13 protein-coding genes are annotated in these 16,596 nt (G+C 72.6%); 9 read left to right on the top strand and 4 right to left on the bottom strand.

The annotated features are described in order from the left end of the window. The first annotated feature begins 31 nt into the window (after window positions 1-31). From EYB28_RS04435 to EYB28_RS04405, 7 genes are all read left to right on the top strand, one after another. Window positions 32-754, top strand: coding sequence for an IclR family transcriptional regulator (locus EYB28_RS04435; RefSeq protein ID WP_166845179.1), 723 nt, complete (start codon window positions 32-34; stop codon window positions 752-754). A gap of 141 nt (window positions 755-895) precedes the next feature. Further along, the gene (locus EYB28_RS04430; protein ID WP_166845177.1) at window positions 896-2,278 is read left to right on the top strand and encodes an alpha-L-fucosidase; all 1,383 of its coding nucleotides are present in this window, start codon (window positions 896-898) and stop codon (window positions 2,276-2,278) included. Between the two features lie 299 nt (window positions 2,279-2,577). After that, window positions 2,578-3,837 (top strand): ABC transporter substrate-binding protein, encoded by a 1,260-nt coding sequence (locus EYB28_RS04425; protein WP_166845175.1) that lies wholly within the window; start codon window positions 2,578-2,580, stop codon window positions 3,835-3,837. Window positions 3,838-3,842: 5 nt separating this feature from the next. Then, entirely contained in the window at window positions 3,843-4,766 is a 924-nt protein-coding gene (locus EYB28_RS04420) for a carbohydrate ABC transporter permease (RefSeq protein ID WP_166845173.1), read from the top strand. Then, the gene (locus EYB28_RS04415; protein WP_166845171.1) at window positions 4,756-5,586 is read left to right on the top strand and encodes a carbohydrate ABC transporter permease; all 831 of its coding nucleotides are present in this window, start codon (window positions 4,756-4,758) and stop codon (window positions 5,584-5,586) included. Before EYB28_RS04420 ends, EYB28_RS04415 begins: the two co-directional genes overlap by 11 nt. A gap of 92 nt (window positions 5,587-5,678) precedes the next feature. Further along, window positions 5,679-6,686 (top strand): NAD-dependent epimerase/dehydratase family protein, encoded by a 1,008-nt coding sequence (locus EYB28_RS04410; protein ID WP_166845169.1) that lies wholly within the window; start codon window positions 5,679-5,681, stop codon window positions 6,684-6,686. Between the two features lie 85 nt (window positions 6,687-6,771). Next, window positions 6,772-7,455, top strand: a complete 684-nt coding sequence (locus tag EYB28_RS04405) for an HAD hydrolase-like protein (protein ID WP_166845167.1) — start codon at window positions 6,772-6,774, stop codon at window positions 7,453-7,455. 150 nt (window positions 7,456-7,605) lie between these two features. Here EYB28_RS04405 and EYB28_RS04400 read toward each other — a convergent pair whose 3' ends face one another. Further along, window positions 7,606-10,173: an ATP-dependent Clp protease ATP-binding subunit gene (locus EYB28_RS04400; RefSeq protein ID WP_166845165.1), complete on the bottom strand. Its 2,568-nt coding sequence runs from the start codon at window positions 10,171-10,173 to the stop codon at window positions 7,606-7,608. A gap of 205 nt (window positions 10,174-10,378) precedes the next feature. Here EYB28_RS04400 and EYB28_RS04395 point away from each other — a divergent pair, with 205 nt between their 5' ends. Next, window positions 10,379-11,143 (top strand): hypothetical protein, encoded by a 765-nt coding sequence (locus EYB28_RS04395; RefSeq protein WP_205710838.1) that lies wholly within the window; start codon window positions 10,379-10,381, stop codon window positions 11,141-11,143. Beyond that, window positions 11,140-12,027, top strand: coding sequence for a universal stress protein (locus EYB28_RS04390; protein WP_166845163.1), 888 nt, complete (start codon window positions 11,140-11,142; stop codon window positions 12,025-12,027). The genes EYB28_RS04395 and EYB28_RS04390 overlap by 4 nt, the downstream gene beginning before the upstream one ends. 40 nt (window positions 12,028-12,067) lie before the next feature. Here the strand turns inward: EYB28_RS04390 and EYB28_RS04385 are convergent, their stop codons facing one another. Genes EYB28_RS04385 through EYB28_RS04375 form a run of 3 tightly spaced genes read right to left on the bottom strand, consistent with a single transcriptional unit; the run spans window position 12,068 to window position 16,477 of the window. Next, entirely contained in the window at window positions 12,068-14,095 is a 2,028-nt protein-coding gene (locus EYB28_RS04385; protein ID WP_166845161.1) for an AarF/ABC1/UbiB kinase family protein, read from the bottom strand. A gap of 52 nt (window positions 14,096-14,147) precedes the next feature. Continuing rightward, window positions 14,148-15,455, bottom strand: coding sequence for an oligosaccharide MFS transporter (locus EYB28_RS04380; protein ID WP_166845159.1), 1,308 nt, complete (start codon window positions 15,453-15,455; stop codon window positions 14,148-14,150). Beyond that, window positions 15,455-16,477: a family 43 glycosylhydrolase gene (locus EYB28_RS04375; protein WP_166845157.1), complete on the bottom strand. Its 1,023-nt coding sequence runs from the start codon at window positions 16,475-16,477 to the stop codon at window positions 15,455-15,457. The genes EYB28_RS04380 and EYB28_RS04375 overlap by 1 nt, the downstream gene beginning before the upstream one ends. Between the last annotated feature and the right edge of the window lie 119 nt (window positions 16,478-16,596).

Below are 16,596 nucleotides of genomic sequence, written 5' to 3'. Positions count from 1 at the left end.
ACTACGGAACACAGTAGAGGACGGAGCGACGATGGCCCAACCCCCGAGCCCGCTCGGCAGCGTCGACAAGGCGCTCCTCACCCTGGACGCGCTCGCCCGCGCCGGCGCCCGGGGCCTCGCGCTCGCCGAGCTCGCCGGAGAGGTGGGCGCCAACAAGTCGACCCTGCACCGCACCCTGGCCGCCCTGCGCCACCGCGGGTACGCGGAGCAGACGGCGGCGGGCGACTACCGCCTGGGCCCGGCCGTCCTGGCCCTCGGCACGGCGTTCCTGTCCGAGGAGAACCTGCCCGGCATCGTCCGCCCCGCGCTCGAGGCGCTGCGCGACGAGGTCGACGAGCTGGTGCACCTCGGCACCCTCGCCGGTCACGAGGTCGTCTACCTGGACAAGGTCGAGCCGCAGCGGCCGGTGCGGGTCTGGTCCGCCGTCGGCAGGCGCCTCCCCGCCGCCACGACGGCGCTCGGCCGCGCGATGCTCGCCACCGCCCCGTCCCCGGCCGCCGGCGACCGCCTCTCGCCCCTCCTCGCCGAGGCGCGGGAGCGGGGGTACGCCGCCGAGACGGAGGAGAACGAGCCGGGCATCGCGTGCGTCGCCGTCGCCGTGCTGCGCGCGGGCCGCCCCGTGGCGGCCGTGAGCGTCACGGCGCCCGTCGAGCGCCTCACCGGCGACGGCCGCGCCGCGCGGGTGGCGGCCCTGCGCGACGTCCTGTCCCGCACCCTGCCCCCGGGGCTCACGATCCCGGCACCCCTCGGCTGACGCGCCGGAAGGATTCATCAGAGGTCTCTCGTCGCGCCCGGCGTTACGTCAGGCTCTGGTTCAGGCTATCCTCGTCCGGGTCGCACATAGATCGGATCAATGTGCAGACCGACGCCGACACCGACGACGGAGGAGCCGACCGTGCTGAGCTTCGAGCGGCGCACCGGGCCCGATCTCGGGGCCGACGCGCCCACGTACCCCGAGCCCGTGGTCCCCGACTGGTTCCGGGACGCCAAGCTCGGTTTCTTCGTGCACTGGGGCATCTACTCCGTCCCGGCCTGGGGCACGCCGCACGCCGAGGGCACGGTGCCCGAGGAGGACTCGTACGCCCACCACCAGTACGCCGAGTGGTACGCCAACACCGTCCGCATCGACGGCAGCCCCACGCGGCGGCGGCACGAGGAGCGCTACGGCGTCGGCACGTCGTACGAGGACCTCGCCGACCTGTGGGACGTCACCGGGTTCGACGCCGACGCCCTCGTGGGCGAGCTCGTCGCCGCCGGCGGGCGCTACGTCGTCCCGACGACCAAGCACCACGACGGCTTCTGCCTGTGGGGCACCGGCACGACGCCGTTCAACGCGGTGCGCCGGGGCCCGGGGCGCGACCTGGTCGCGGAGATCGCCCGGGCGACGCGCGACGCGGGCGCCCGGCTCGGCCTGTACTACTCCGGCGCGCTGGACTGGCACGTGAGCGAGCTCGCCCCGATCGAGTCGTCGACCGACCTGTTCCGGCTGCGCCGCAACGACGACGCCTTCGCCCGGTACGCGGCCGCGCAGCTGCGCGAGCTCGTCGCACGCTTCCGCCCCGACGTGCTGTGGAACGACATCGAGTGGCCCGACGCCGGCAAGACGGCGGCGTCGCACGGCCTCGCCGCACTGCTGCGCGAGTACCTCGACGCGGTGCCCGACGGCGTGGTCAACGATCGCTGGGGCGTGCCGTTCCACGGCTTCTGGACACGGGAGTACGCGCACGTGCCCGAGACGCTGGAGCACCCGTGGGAGGCCACGCGCGGGCTCGGGTGCTCCTTCGGCTACAACGCTGCGGAGGGCCCGGAGCACACGATCGGCGAGCGCGAGCTGATCCACCTGCTCGTGGACGTCGTGAGCAAGAACGGCAACCTGCTGCTCAACGTCGGTCCCCGCGCGGACGGGTCGATCCCGGACCTGCAGCGCGAGCGGCTCGCCGCGCTGGGTCGTTGGCTGGCGACGAACGGCACGGCCGTCTACGGCACCCGGCCGTGGCTGCGCAGCGGCGACTCCCCCGCCGACCCCGTCACCGGCAGACCCGACCCGCACCGCACTCCCGTCGCCTACACGCGCCGCGACGGCGAGGTGTTCGTGCACGCCCTCGACCCGGCCCGTGGCACGATCGCGCTCCCACCGGAGCTCGCGGGCGCCGCCGAGACCGCGTGGCTGGGTGACGGGACGCCGGCAGACCCGGCGCAGGGCGCCCGCGACGGCGACGTCGCGGTCCCGGCGTCGCTCCGTGGCGAGCACGTCGCCGTGCTCGCCGTACGCCTCTGAGGCGCACCGACTGCATCTTATTCATTCATAGACGAACGAAGTAGGCGAGTAGCGCTGGCAAGCGCCTCGCCGCCTTGTCGACCCCCATTCAATCGGCCCGGTCAGCCATTCTCGACTAATATTTCGAACGAAGTGTTCAAACAATGATGGATGTGGTCTGATAGGCCCACGACGGTCGAACGAAGTGGATCTCGACCGGACGGCCGCACCTGCCGCGGCGACCGACGGATCTCGACGAGGAGACGACGCACGTGACGACACCGCGGACCCCGCACAGCACCCATCAGAGAGGAACCTCCATGCGCAAGCGCACCCCCCTCCTCGCCGGCACCGCCGTCCTCGCGACGCTCGGCCTCGCGGCGTGCGGCTCCGGCGACGGCGGCTCGGCCGGCTCCGGCGACGGCACGATCGTCTGGGACATGTGGGCCGGCAGCCAGTCCGACACGGACGCGCTCAACGAGACGCTCGAGATCGTCGAGGCCGAGAACCCGGACCTCGACGTCCGCCTCCAGACCGCCCCGTGGAACGACTACTTCACCAAGCTCACGACCAACCTGTCCTCGGGCAACCTGGCGTGCGTCACGTCGATGAACGGCCAGCGGCTGTCCACCTACGCCGACGCGTTCGAGCCCCTCAGCGACGCCGACCTCGAGACGGCGGGCCTCAGCCGGGACGACTTCGCCCCCGGCGCGCTCGACATCATGACCCACGACGGCCGGCTCCTCGGCGTCCCGTTCGACGTCGCGACGATGCTCGTGTACTACAACAAGGACCTCCTCGAGGCGGCCGGCGCCCCCGAGCCGGAGAACGGCTGGACGTTCGACGACTTCGAGGCCACCGCGAAGGCCGCGACCACCGACGCGAACGCGGGCTTCGCCGTCGGGCTCGGCGAGTTCCAGTGGATGGCGCTGCCGATCGCGAGGTCCGGCCAGCAGCCCGTCGACGAGAGCGGGGCGCTCGCCCTCACCGACCCGTCGTTCGTCGACGCCGCCACCTGGTACTCCGGCCTCGTCACCGACCAGCAGGTGGCGCTGCCCGCCGCGTCCGCCGCGGACACGGGCTGGGGCGAGAACCAGTACTCGGGCGGCAACGCGGCCATGGCCGTGGACGGCACGTGGAACGCGGTGAGCTACCTCGGCAACGACGCGGGCTTCGACGCCGGGATGGTGAACATGCCCGCCGGCGAGAACGGCTCGGTGAGCCTGGTGCTGGGCTCCGGCTACGGCATCGCCAAGGGCTGCGAGGACAAGGAGGCCGCGCTCCAGGTGCTCGGCTCCCTCGTCGGCAAGGCCGCCCAGGACGCGATGGCGTCCTCCGGCCGCAGCTACCCCGCGCGGGCCGAGTCCCAGCCGCTGTACTTCGACTCGCTCGACGCCTCGGTGCGCGACGAGGTGAAGGCCACGTTCGACGCCGCGTTCGCGGACGTCGAGGGGCAGCGCTCGACGACCACGTGGGACCAGGTGAACACGGCCCTGCAGCCGAACCTGGTGAGCGTGTACAACGGCCAGGCCGAGATGGCCGACGTGCTCGAGCAGACCCAGCAGCAGTTCGGCGAGTGACCCGCATGACCACGACCAGCCCCGCCGGGCTGCGGCGCCCCGGCCGCTCCCGGCTGAGCCGGGTCGAGTCCCGCCAGGCGCTGGGCTTCATGAGCCCGGCCCTGGTGGGCCTCGCCCTGTTCACCGTCGTCCCCGTCGGGCTCTCGATCGTCATGAGCCTGTTCCACTGGCCGGCGTTCGGCGAGCGCAGCTTCGCCGGGCTCGGCAACTACGTCGAGCTGTTCACGGCCAACCCCGACTTCTGGCCGGCGCTGCGCAACTCCGCCGTGTTCGCGCTGCTGTACGTGCCGCTGAACCTCGTCGTGGCCCTCTCGCTCGCGCTCGCCCTGGGCCCGCGCATCCGCGGCCGCGGCGCGTTCCGGGTGCTGTTCTTCATCCCCGTCGTCACCCCGATCGTGGCGAACGCGCTCGTGTGGAAGATGCTGCTGCAGCCGCAGGGCCTGTTCAACGGCCTGTCCGTGTCGCTGTTCGGCGTCGAGCTGCCGAACTTCCTCGCCGACGAGCGCTGGGCCATGGTGATGGTGGTCGTGATGTCGGTGTGGCAGGGCATGGGCTACAACATGCTCATCTTCTCGGCCGCGCTGGAGCAGCTGCCCGCCCCGGTGATCGAGGCGGCCCGGATCGACGGCGCCCAGGGGTCGCGGATGCTGCGCAGCGTCGTGCTGCCGATGCTCTCGCCGGCGATCTTCTTCGCCACGGTGATGACGGTCATCACCGCCCTGCAGGTGTTCGCGCAGCCGCAGCTGCTCACCGGCGGCGGGCCCGGCAACTCGACCCTCCCCCTGGTGCAGTTCATCTACAACCAGGGCTTCAAGTTCCAGCAGCTCGGCCTCGCCGCGGCCGCCGCCTGGATCCTGTTCGTGCTCATCATCGGGCTGACCGCGTTCCAGTTCCGGGCGCAGAAGAGGTGGGTGCACTATGAGCACTGACCGCATCCGTCTGGCGCTCGCCCACGTCGGCGTCGTGGCCGCCGCCGCCCTCTTCGCGCTGCCGCTGGTGTACGCGTTCTTCTCCGCGCTCAAGCCGAACAACGAGATCTTCGCGATGCCGCCGCGGCTCGTGGGCTCCGAGATCCGCTGGAGCAACTTCGCGGACGTGTTCGCCTACGGGCCCTTCACCGCGTACATCGCCAACTCGTTCGGCGTGGCGATCGCCGGCACACTGGTGGTTCTCGCGGTCTCGACGACGGCCGGCTACGCGTTCGGCCGGCTGCGCTGGAAGGGCCGCGACGTCGTGTTCGTGCTCTTCCTCGTGACGCTGATGGTGCCCCAGGAGGTCCTGGTCGTGCCGATGTTCATCGTCATGCAGTGGTTCGGCTGGGTCGACACGTACCAGTCGCTGATCTTCCCGTTCGCGTTCACCGCCTTCGGCACGTTCCTCATGCGCCAGTTCTTCCGCGGCATCCCGTACGAGCTGGACGAGGCCGCCCGCGTCGACGGCGCCGGGCCGTTCCGCACGTTCTGGCGGATCATCCTGCCGCTCGCGACGTCCGCCGTCGCCGTGCTGGCGGTGTTCACGTTCATGGCGTTCTGGAACAGCTACCTGTGGCCGCTCATCACGGTGGTGGACTACGACGCGCACGGCACGCTGCCCATCGGCCTGGCCACGTTCTCCGGCCAGAACGGCACCCGCTGGGACCTGCAGATGGCCGCGTCCATCATCTCGATGATCCCGACGACGATCATCGTGATCGCCCTCCAGAAGCATCTGGTCAAGGGCATCGCCACAGCGGGGCTCGGCGGCCGCTGAGCCGCGATGTCGTCGGCGGCGGACGCCGACGCCGGGAGCGCAGGCGTCCGCTGCCGACGACATCGTTGCGGCGGTTCAGGCAGGATGGCGGCATGCAGTCCTCCCGCACCCCGCTCAGCATCCTGTTCGTCGGCGGCTCCGGCGTGATCAGCGCCGCGAGCGTCGCCCGCGCGGTGGCCCTCGGGCACCGCGTCACGGTGCTCAACCGTGGCCGCTCGGACACCCGGCCGCTGCCCGAGGATGTCGAGCAGCTCACGGCCGACGTCACCGACGACGCCGCGGTCGACGCCGCGCTGGCGGGGCGCGACTTCGACGTCGTCGCCCAGTTCCGCGCGTTCTCGCCCGCGCACGTGGCCCGCGACGTCGAGCGGTTCACCGGACGGACCGGGCAGTACGTCTTCGTCTCGAGCGCCTCGGCCTACCAGACCCCGCCGTCCCGGCTTCCGGTCACCGAGGCCACGCCGCTGCGCAACCCGTACTGGCAGTACTCCCGCGACAAGATCGCCGGCGAGGACCTGCTGGTCCGCGCCCACCGCGAGGACGCGTTCCCCGCCACGATCGTGCGGCCCAGCCACACCTACGACCGCACCCTGCTCCCCACGGTCGGCGGGTGGACCGACGTGGCCCGCATGCGCGCCGGCAAGCCCGTCGTCGTGCACGGCGACGGCACCAGCCTGTGGACGCTGACGCACACCGAGGACTTCGCGGTCGGGTTCGCCGGGCTGCTCGGGCACCCGCTGGCGATCGGCGACGCCTTCCAGATCATGGGCACCCACGCGCCCACCTGGGACCAGGTCTACACGTGGCTCGGCGCCGCCGCCGGGGTGCCGGACCCCGAGATCGTGCACGTCGCGTCGGAGACGATCGCGCGCGTGCTGCCCGACGTCGGGCCCGGGCTCCTCGGCGACAAGGCGCACTCGATGGTCTTCGACTGCGCCAGGCTGCGCGCCCTCGTCCCCGAGTTCGCCACCACGGTCACGTACGACGTCGCCGCGCACGAGCAGGTCGCCTGGTACGACGCCCACCCGGAGGCGCAGCGCGTCGACGCCACCCTGGACGCCGGCTTCGACCGGCTGGTGGAGCACGCCACGTCGGTGTGAGACGCCGTGCGGGACGCCGGCGAGGCCCTGTGAGACGCGCCACCGCGGCCCCGCGGGCGCCCCGCGCGCCCGTACGCTGCCTGGCGTGACCCGACCCGAACCCCTCGTCCTGCTCGACCTCGACGGCACCCTCATGGACTCCGCGCCCGGCATCGTGGCGGGCGTGCGGCACGCGTACGCCACCCTCGGCGTGCCCGTGCCCGACGACGCCACGCTGCGCTCGTTCGTCGGCCCGCCCATCACCGACTCGTTCCCCGCGCACGGCGTCCCGCCCGAGCGGGTCGACGAGGCGGTGCGCGCCTACCGCGAGGTCTACGCGAGCGGCGGGATGTACGACAACCGGGTGTTCGACGGCGTGCCCGAGGCCCTGCGCGCCCTGCGGGACGCCGGATGCGGGCTGGCCGTCGCGACGTCCAAGCCCGAGGTGTACGCGAGGCCGATCTGCGACCGCTTCGGGCTGAGCGCGCTCGTGGACGCCGTCTTCGGCGCCCCCGTCGACGAGGCCACCTCCACCAAGGCCGACGTCGTCGCGAAGGCCCTCGCCGCGCTGGGGCGCCCCCCCTCCCCCGTGGACGCCGCCGACGGCCCCGTGATCATGGTCGGCGACCGTGAGCACGACGTGCACGGCGCCGCCGCCCACGGCATCGCGTGCCTCGGCGTCACCTGGGGCTACGCCGGCGACGGCGAGCTCACCGCGGCCGGGGCCGTCGCGCTGGTCGACGATGTCGCCGACCTCGCCGGCGCCGTCCTCGCCCGCCTGCGCGCCTGAGAGCTGTCAGGACGTGGTGGTCGCATACCCGCACCACGTCCTGACGACTCACGGTGCCGGGCACGGTGCCGGACACGGCGAAGGCCCCGGACCCTGTGAGGAGGGTCCGGGGCCTTCGCCGTGCGTCAGCGGGTGCGGGTCACCTGGCGGTCACTCCGCGCCGGCCTGCATCTGCCCGGTCGGCGGCAGGTCGTGCACCGACACCCCGGTCGGGGCGTCGAGCGCGGCCGCGGCGCCGACGGAGACCGGGCCACGGTCGTGCTCGGACTTCGGCACCCCGCGGAAGGTGAACTCCCCGAGGAGGCCCTCGCCCTCGCCGTCGACCAGCACCATGTCGCCGGCCTTGAGGTCGCCGAACAGGATCTTCTCGGACAGGGCGTCCTCGATCTCCCGCTGGATGGCGCGCTTGAGCGGCCGGGCGCCGAGCACCGGGTCGTAACCCTTCTCCGCCAGCAGCTCCTTGGCCTTCGGCGTGAGCTCGATGGCCATGTCCTTGTCACGCAGGCGCTTGTCCAGCTTGGCGATCTCCAGGTCGACGATCTCGATGATCTCGGACTGCGAGAGCTGCGGGAAGACGACCACGTCGTCGACGCGGTTGAGGAACTCGGGCCGGAACTGCACCTTGAGCTCCTCGTTGACCTTCGACTTCATGCGCTCGTAGGACGTCACCAGGTCGCCGCCGGCGTTGAATCCGGTCTGCACGCCCTTGGCGATGTCCCGGGTGCCGAGGTTCGTGGTCATGATGATCACGGTGTTCTTGAAGTCCACCACGCGGCCCTGCGAGTCGGTCAGGCGACCGTCCTCGAGCACCTGCAGCAGCGAGTTGAAGATGTCGGCGTGCGCCTTCTCGACCTCGTCGAACAGGACCACCGAGAACGGCTTGCGCCGCACCTTCTCCGTGAGCTGGCCACCCTCGTCGTAGCCGACGTACCCGGGCGGGGAGCCGAACAGGCGCGAGACCGTGTGCTTCTCCGAGAACTCGGACATGTCGAGCTGGATCAGCGCGTCCTCGTCCCCGAACAGGAACTCGGCGAGCGCCTTGGCCAGCTCCGTCTTCCCGACGCCCGTGGGGCCGGCGAAGATGAACGAGCCACCGGGGCGCTTCGGGTCCTTGAGGCCGGCACGCGTGCGGCGGATCGCCTGGGACAGCGCCTTGATGGCGGCGTCCTGGCCGATGACGCGCTTGTGCAGCTCGTCCTCCATGTGCAGGAGCTTGCTGGACTCCTCCTCGGTGAGCTTGATGACCGGGATGCCCGTGGACATCGCCAGCACCTCGGCGATCAGCTCGTCGTCGACCTCCGCGACGGAGTCGAGGTCGCCCGACTTCCAGGCCTTCTCCTTCTCGGCGCGCTTCTCGGAGAGCTGCTTCTCCTTGTCGCGCAGCCCGGCGGCCTTCTCGAAGTCCTGCTCGTCGATCGCCGACTCCTTGTCGCGGCGGGCCTCGGCGATCTCCTCGTCCAGGGCCTTCAGCTCCGGCGGGGCCGTCATCCGGCGGATGCGCAGGCGCGCGCCCGCCTCGTCGATGAGGTCGATCGCCTTGTCCGGCAGGTACCGGTCGTTGATGTACCGGTCGGCGAGCGTGGCCGCGGAAACCAGCGCCGAGTCCGTGATGGAGATCCGGTGGTGCGCCTCGTACCGGTCGCGCAGCCCCTTGAGGATCTCGATCGCGTGCTCCAGCGACGGCTCGTTGACCTGGATCGGCTGGAAGCGGCGCTCCAGCGCCGGGTCCTTCTCGACGTACTTGCGGTACTCGTCGAGCGTGGTGGCGCCGATCGTCTGCAGCTCGCCGCGGGCCAGCATCGGCTTGAGGATGCTGGCGGCGTCGATCGCGCCCTCGGCGGCGCCCGCCCCGACGAGCGTGTGGATCTCGTCGATGAACAGGATGATGTCGCCGCGGGTGCGGATCTCCTTGAGCACCTTCTTGAGGCGCTCCTCGAAGTCGCCGCGGTAGCGGGAGCCCGCCACGAGCGCGCCCAGGTCCAGCGTGTACAGCTGCTTGTCCTTGAGCGTCTCGGGCACGTCCCCGCGCACGATGTCCTGCGCGAGGCCCTCGACGACGGCCGTCTTGCCGACGCCGGGCTCGCCGATGAGGACCGGGTTGTTCTTGGTGCGGCGGGACAGCACCTGCATGACCCGCTCGATCTCCTGGCTGCGCCCGATGACCGGGTCCAGCTTGCCCTCGCGGCCCGCCTGGGTGAGGTTGCGCCCGAACTGGTCGAGCACGGCCGACCCGGAGGGCTGCCCCTCCTGCGGGCTGCCCGCGGCGACGGGCTCCTTGCCCTGGTAGCCGCTCAGCAGCTGGATGACCTGCTGGCGCACCTTGTTGAGGTCGGCGCCCATCTTGGTGAGCACCTGGGCGGCGACGCCCTCGCCCTCGCGGATGAGGCCGAGCAGGATGTGCTCGGTGCCGATGTAGTTGTGCCCGAGCTGCAGCGCCTCGCGCAGCGACAGCTCCAGCACCTTCTTGGCGCGCGGGGTGAACGGGATGTGCCCGGCCGGCGCCTGCTGGCCCTCGCCGATGATCTCGGTGACCTGCGTGCGGACGCCGTCGAGCGAGATGCCCAGCGACTCCAGCGCCTTGGCGGCGACTCCCTCGCCCTCGTGGATGAGGCCGAGCAGGATGTGCTCGGTGCCGATGTAGTTGTGGTTGAGCATCCTCGCCTCTTCCTGAGCGAGGACGACCACCCGACGGGCTCGGTCGGTGAATCTCTCGAACATGTGCTGCTCCCTCACGAGCGGCGTTACCTGCGACCCGTCGGAATGACGGCGACAGCCTGACCGCTACGACTCTATGCGCTCCCAACGGCCGCTCACCCCTCGGTATGCCGATGTTCGCCAGGGGCGTGACGGCGCGTCGTGTTGCCCGCCGCGCGCGACGCGTCCAGGCTCGGACCAAGGGCCGGCATCAACCCAGGGGGCACCGATGGACGACATCGAGCGGCACGACGGCGGCGAGCACCCCGGTGCCCCGCGGCACGCGGCGCCCGGGCCGGGCGCACGGTCGTGGGAGGGGGAGGACGCCCGCATCGCCCGGTTCTCCGGCGTCGTCGGGGAGGTCCGGGACCCCTTGACGTGGGGGCTGGACCTCGAGGACGAGTCCCTCACGGGGTTCGCCGACGAGCACGACCCGACGTGCGAACGCTTCGTACGGGCGTACCGCAGCTTCACCGGTGAGGCGCTGGAGGTCGAGACGCTGCGCACCGCGGTCGCCGAGGAGGACGTCGAGGACGTGGTCCGCGCGGCCTGCTCGGGCGCGCTCGCCGCGCCCCTGCACGCGGACATCGCCGCGCCGGTCGACCCGGAGGCCCCGTCCGGGCCGCGGCACGCGGCGGGCGAGCCCGGCAAGCCCGACTTCGCCGACTCGTTCGACGACTACCGCAGCGCCATGCGCGCGCTCGTCGCCGAGGTCGACGGGGCGGCGCTGCACACCGACACCTTCGCCGTCGACGGCGTGCGGGCCCCGGGCGTGCGCGTGACGGCCCGCGGGACGGCCGCCGTTTACGTCACGGCCGCGGAACGGGCCCTCGTCGTGACGGGTCCCGCCGACCTGGTGGACCAGGTCGACGTCGTCACCCACCCGATCGCGCACCTGCTGCCGGGCCGGACCCACCGCGACGAGGCACGGGACGCCGGCACCGCGCACGGCACGGAGCACGACGGCGGCACGGAACGAGGGGACGCGTCATGAGCACCGGAGGGATCGTCGTCGGCGCCAACGGGTCGGCGGAGGCCGACGAGGCCCTGGACTGGGCCGTCGCCGAGGCGGCCAGCCGCGGCGTGCCCCTCTCCGTCGTGCGCGTCACGACCGACGGCACCGACGACGACGAGGACCCCGACCACGTGGCCACCCGCGGCTGGCTGGAGGCCGCCGCAGCCCGGACCGGTGTCCGGCCCGAGGCCCGGGTCCGCGTGGTGCCGGGGCCGGCCGCCGACGCGCTCCTGCGCGTCACCGCCGAGACCGGCGCCGAGATGCTGGTCCTCGGGCGCCGGCGCCGCGGGAGGCTCGGGCGACGGGTGCTCGGCTCGGTCTCGACGACCGTCGTCGAGCACGCGCGCGTGCCCGTGACGGTGGTGCGCCACGGCGACCCGCACGACCCGGACGACGGCACCGTCGTCGCCGACGAGGCGACGCGCAGCGCTCCCCGCCCCCGGCGCGTCGTCGTCGGCGTCGACACCTCTCCCCCGAGCGTCGCCGCCCTGCGGCACGGCGCCGAGGTGGCGGCACGCAAGGACGCGGAGCTCAGCGCGGTGTTCGCGTGGCAGATCACGACGCTCGCCCCGCTGCCCGGGTCGTGGGGCTGGGCGCCCCCGCTCGACGACTACGAGCGGTTCGCCTCCGACATGCTGGACGCCGCCGTGCGGGAGGCCGGCGTGGACCTGCCGCCCGAGCGCGTGGTCCGCTCCGTGGTGCACGCCCCGGCGGCCAAGGCCCTCGTCGAGGCGGCGGGCACGGCCGACCGGCTCGTGGTGGGCCACCGCGGCCTGGGTGGTTTCGACCGGCTCATGCTCGGCTCGGTGAGCCGGCAGGTGCTCGACTTCGCGCCCTGCCCGGTGACGGTCGTGCGGGACTGAGCGGCTCCCCAGGACGGCGGTTCGCCCCGCCGCGCCCGGGTCACCGGTGCCCGGGCGGGCCCCGGAACGCGAACACGAGCACCCGCACCGCCAGCACCGTCCCGACGAAGGCGAGCGCCGCGCCCAGCACCGTGAACAGCGGCAGGTCGTCGGCGAGCGCCGGGCCGCCGTCCGCGACCAGCAGCAGCGCCCCGGCCACGACGGCGGCCACCGCGACGAGCGTGGAGACGACCTGCTGCACCAGGCCGGTGAGGAAAGCCCGGTCGCCGGGGTCGGAGAACGCCCGGACGGCCACGGTGAAGCGGCCCTGCTCCAGGTCGCTCACGATCCGGGTCACCCGCCGGGGGAGGCGCTCGAGCTCGGGGGCGAACGCGGCGAGCTGCCGCGTGGCCCTGCGCCGCAGCCCCTCCGTCGTGACCGCGCCGGCCACGAGCGGCTCGCCCTCGCGCCGCATCGCGCCCACCATCTCGTACCCGGGGCAGAGGTGGCGCAGGGTGCCCTCGAGCGCGGCGAAGGTGCGGAACGCGGCGGCCACCTGCGGCGGGACGGCGATCCCGGACCCCGTGACCAGCCGGGTCAGGGCGACGAACCCCGCGGCGCCGCCCGCGCCGGCGCGGAAGCGCAGAACGAGCGTGCCGACCTCGCGCTCCAGGGCGCGCACGTCGAGGCCGGCGGGGGCGTCCAGCAGCTCCAGCAGGGCGTCGGTGGCCGCGATCGCGTCGTCGCCGTCGATCGCGAGGAGCAGGGCGCCGAGCGCGACCCGCTCCGGCTCGCCCAGCCGGCCGACGGACCCCATGTCGAGCAGGCCGATCTCGCCGTCGGGTGTGACCAGCACGTTCCCCGGGTGCAGGTCGGCGTGGAACGTGCCGGCGACGAGCACCTGCCGGAGCGTGGCGCGCAGCAGCCGGTCGGCGATCCTCGCGCGGGCGCCGGCGTCCAGGTGCCGCAGCGCGCCGTCCGCGCGGCCCACGGGGACGCCGTCGAGCCGTTCGAGCACCAGGAGCGTGCGGCCCGAGGGGCCGTCGACCACCTCGGGGACGGTGACGCGCGGGTCGTCGTCGGCGCCGGTGGGCGCCAGGACGGCACGCAGCGCCCGCGTGTTCTCCGCCTCGACGGTGTAGTCGAGCTCCTCGCGCAGGGACGCGGCGAACCCGTCGGCGAGCGCGACCACGCCCAGGCCGCGACCCCACGCGGTGTCCCGTTCGAGCCGACGGGCGAGCCGGGCCAGGATCGCCAGGTCGACCTCGACCTGCTCGCGGGCGCCGGGGCGCTGCACCTTGACGACGACCTCGCGCCCGTCGTGCAGGCGGGCGGCGTGCACCTGCCCCACGGACGCGGAGGCGATCGGGACGGGGTCGAAGCGGGCGAACACCTCGCCGACGGGCCGTCCGAGCGCGCCGGTGACGGCGGGCTCGACGACGGACCACGGGGCGGGCGGCACCTCGGACTGCAGCGTGGCGAGCGCGTCCGTGACGGTGTCGGGCAGCAGGTCGCGGCGCGCGGAGAGCACCTGCCCGAACTTCACGAACGTGACGCCGGCGTCGCTCAGGGTGTCCCGCAGCCGCGCTGCCAGCCGCGAGACGTCCGTGCCTGCGAGCCGGGCGCCGTCCGGCCCCCGCGCGCCGCGTCCGAGGAGGCCGCCGAGCCCGTGCCGCACACCGATGGCGACGACCTGCGCGTACCGCTGCGACTCCCGGCGGCGCTGCCGCAGCCCGCGCCACGCCCGCCAGGGGGTGGGCAGGGAGCCCGTCGGCACGAGCAGCTCGAGCACCAGCAGCACGCAAAGGCCGAGGACGAAGGCCCAAGCGAACGCCAGCGCGATGACGACGAGCGCCACACCCGGGGACACGGCGAGCGTGCCGTCGGCGCGGGACCAGCCGGCCTGGCGCATCCCGGCGGTGAGCGCGGCCGACGCGCCGGTGATGGACGCGAGCGCCACCAGACCTGCCCGGAGCCAGCCGACCGGTGCCCCCATGACCCGACGGGAGACCCACGCCAGCAGGGTGAGCATGAGCACGGTCGAGACGATCGCGAACAGGCCGTTGAGGGCCCCGGTCACCAGCTGCATGGCGCCCACTCTTCCCGACGGCGCCCGACCGCGCCCCGCGACACGGCGCCGGCTACGACCTCAGGACGTCCGCCTCGCCGTCGGCCGCCTTGCCCACCGGGTCGGGGCGGCCGCGGTCGTCGGCCATGAGGAAGCTGGCCACCGCGAGGACACCGAGGACCACGACGCCCATGATCCAGTAGGAGTGCGCGAAGCCGATCGCCTCGTAGGACAGGCCGAACACCCACGAGAAGATCAGGACGCCGACCTGCTTGGCGGTGTTGAACCCGATCATGTACGCGGTCGCGGAGATGCGGACGTCGAACATGCGGGTGATGTACTTCATCACCGACACGAGCATGAGGGGCATCTCGATCGCGGCGAGCAGGCGCCACACGACGAGCAGCTCGGTCGAGGTGAGGAACGCCGAGCCGACGACGCGGACCACCAGGACGAGCGCGAACAGCTGCAGGCCGCGCTTGGCGCCGATCTTGTTGATGACGAACGGCATGGCCACCATGACGAGCGCCTCGAGCAGGATCTGCACGAACACGACGCGGGAGAACAGCACCTGCGGGTCCCCGGCGCCGGTGACGTGCTGCCCGAAGTAGATCGCGAACTGCTGGTCGAAGACGTCGTAGAGGGCCGCCGTACCGAACATCAGCACCATGAAGCCGACGAAGGACCGCTGGGACAGCAGCTGCCTGACGGTGTCCTTCGACACCTTGGGCTTCGCCTCGACCGCCGCGGGCGCCGGGTCCGGCTCGACCCGCGGGGTGCGGGCGGCGAGGAGCAGCGCCCCGAGCACGATCGCGGAGAAGGTCCCGACCCACCAGATGTTGTCCGGGTTGGCCGCCCAGATGAGGCCGCCGACCAGGGAGGCGGTCGCGCCGGCGATCGAGCCGAAGAGGCGCACGTGGCCGTACTCGAAACCGTTGGCACGCGACCCGCGCTCGTTGAAGGCCTCGACCACCCCGACGCCGGAGTTGAGCACCAGGGACAGGAAGATGCCGCCGACGACGGCGCCCACGACCTGGTTGAAGCCCACGACCGGCGGGAACACGAAGGCGAAGAACGGCCCCATGAGCGCGCCCATCACGACGACGAACGCGAAGAGGTTCTTGCGGAAGCCGAGCTTGTCCTGGACGTAGCCGTAGAACGGCTGCAGGCACAGCGCGGTGCCGGCCATCATCGAGTTGACCAGCCCGATGTTGCCCTCGCTCATGCCCATCTCGCCCTTGAGCCACGGGCTCAGGAACGTCATGACGAGCTGCCAGATGGCGAAGTAGAAGAAGAACAGCCCGCCGTAGTTCCAGAAGGCGATCTTCTTCAGCGAGTCCCGGGCGCGGGGCTTCGGGGCGGCGGCGACGGTGGTGCTCATCAGAACTCTCCGGACGGGGGCAGGACCTCGGTGGAGGTCGGGGTGGGGCGGGTGTCGGGAACGGGCGTGCCCCAGACGGGGTTGCCGTCGGCGTCGAAGGGCAGGATCTGCGCCCGGGCGTGCCGGTTCGGGTCGCGCAGCGGGTCGCCGACGATCTCGGTGTAGGTGCGCGCGTGGTAGACGAGCACCGTGTCGCCCTCGGGCGTGGTGGTGAACGAGTTGTGGCCCGGCCCGTACTGGCCGACCGACGGGTCGGAGACGAACACCGGGGTGGGGCTCTTGGTCCACGACGCCGGGTCGAGCAGGTCGGCGTCGGCGTCGGCGGTGAGCAGGCCCATCGCGTAGTCGATGCCGGTGGCGGCGCCGGAGTAGGTGAGGAACACCCTGCCGTCGCGGACCAGGACGGAGGGGCCCTCGTTGACCCAGAAGCCCCGGGTCTCCCAGTCGTGCTCGGGGCGGGTGAGCTCGACCGCGGGGGTGGCGAGCATCCACGGCTTCTCCATCCGCGCGATGTAGAGGTTGGAGTGGCCGCGCACGGCGAGGTCCTGCTGCGCCCAGACCAGGTACTGCTCGCCGCCGAGCGTGAAGGTCGTCGCGTCGAGCGCGAACGACTCCCAGCCGGTGTCGAGCTGCCCGCGCTCGACCCACTCGCCGGCGAACGGGTCGTCCGCCGTGTTCTCCAGGACGAAGACGCGGTGGTTGAAGGTCTCGTTCTCGCTCGGCGCGTCCACCGTGCCGTGGGCGACGGGGGCGGCGGCGTAGTAGACGTACCAGGAGCCGTCGACCCGGTGGATCTCCGGGGCCCAGATCAGCTGCGACTGCGGGCCGTCCGCGTGCCTCGTCCAGATGGTCACCTCGTCGGCGGCCTGGAGGTCCTCCAGGCGGGCGGCGCGGCGCAGCACGATCCGGTCGTAGTCGGGGTGCGAGCCCGTGAAGTAGTACTGGCCGCCGTGGCGCAGCACGTGGGGGTCGGCGCGCTGCAGCACGATCGGGTTGACCCCCACCTGGTCCTGGTCCGTCATCGGTTCCTCCGGAGTCCGGTGCCGACGTCGGTCGCTGACGCCGGGCGACTTCGAGGGTAAACGATGTAGAAACAGCGGGTCACGGACCGCGACGCAGGTCACAGCGACGACCAGGCACG

This window comes from Isoptericola sp. BMS4, assembly GCF_011634835.1.
Classification (GTDB): Bacteria; Actinomycetota; Actinomycetes; order Actinomycetales; family Cellulomonadaceae; genus Isoptericola.
The sequence above is the reverse complement of the archived record's forward strand: the minus strand, read 5'-3'. Positions and strand labels throughout refer to the sequence as shown.

Bases quoted from the DNA above. Each gene is read 5' to 3' on its own strand.
- EYB28_RS04435 (WP_166845179.1), top strand. From the start codon at position 32: ATGGCCCAACCCCCGAGCCCGCTCGGCAGCGTCGACAAGGCGCTCCTC.
- EYB28_RS04425 (WP_166845175.1), top strand. From the start codon at position 2,578: ATGCGCAAGCGCACCCCCCTCCTCGCCGGCACCGCCGTCCTCGCGACG.
- EYB28_RS04420 (WP_166845173.1), top strand. From the start codon at position 3,843: ATGACCACGACCAGCCCCGCCGGGCTGCGGCGCCCCGGCCGCTCCCGG.
- EYB28_RS04415 (WP_166845171.1), top strand. From the start codon at position 4,756: ATGAGCACTGACCGCATCCGTCTGGCGCTCGCCCACGTCGGCGTCGTG.
- EYB28_RS04410 (WP_166845169.1), top strand. From the start codon at position 5,679: ATGCAGTCCTCCCGCACCCCGCTCAGCATCCTGTTCGTCGGCGGCTCC.
- EYB28_RS04400 (WP_166845165.1), bottom strand. From the start codon at position 10,173: ATGTTCGAGAGATTCACCGACCGAGCCCGTCGGGTGGTCGTCCTCGCT.
- EYB28_RS04395 (WP_205710838.1), top strand. From the start codon at position 10,379: ATGGACGACATCGAGCGGCACGACGGCGGCGAGCACCCCGGTGCCCCG.
- EYB28_RS04390 (WP_166845163.1), top strand. From the start codon at position 11,140: ATGAGCACCGGAGGGATCGTCGTCGGCGCCAACGGGTCGGCGGAGGCC.
- EYB28_RS04385 (WP_166845161.1), bottom strand. From the start codon at position 14,095: ATGCAGCTGGTGACCGGGGCCCTCAACGGCCTGTTCGCGATCGTCTCG.
- EYB28_RS04380 (WP_166845159.1), bottom strand. From the start codon at position 15,455: ATGAGCACCACCGTCGCCGCCGCCCCGAAGCCCCGCGCCCGGGACTCG.
- EYB28_RS04375 (WP_166845157.1), bottom strand. From the start codon at position 16,477: ATGACGGACCAGGACCAGGTGGGGGTCAACCCGATCGTGCTGCAGCGC.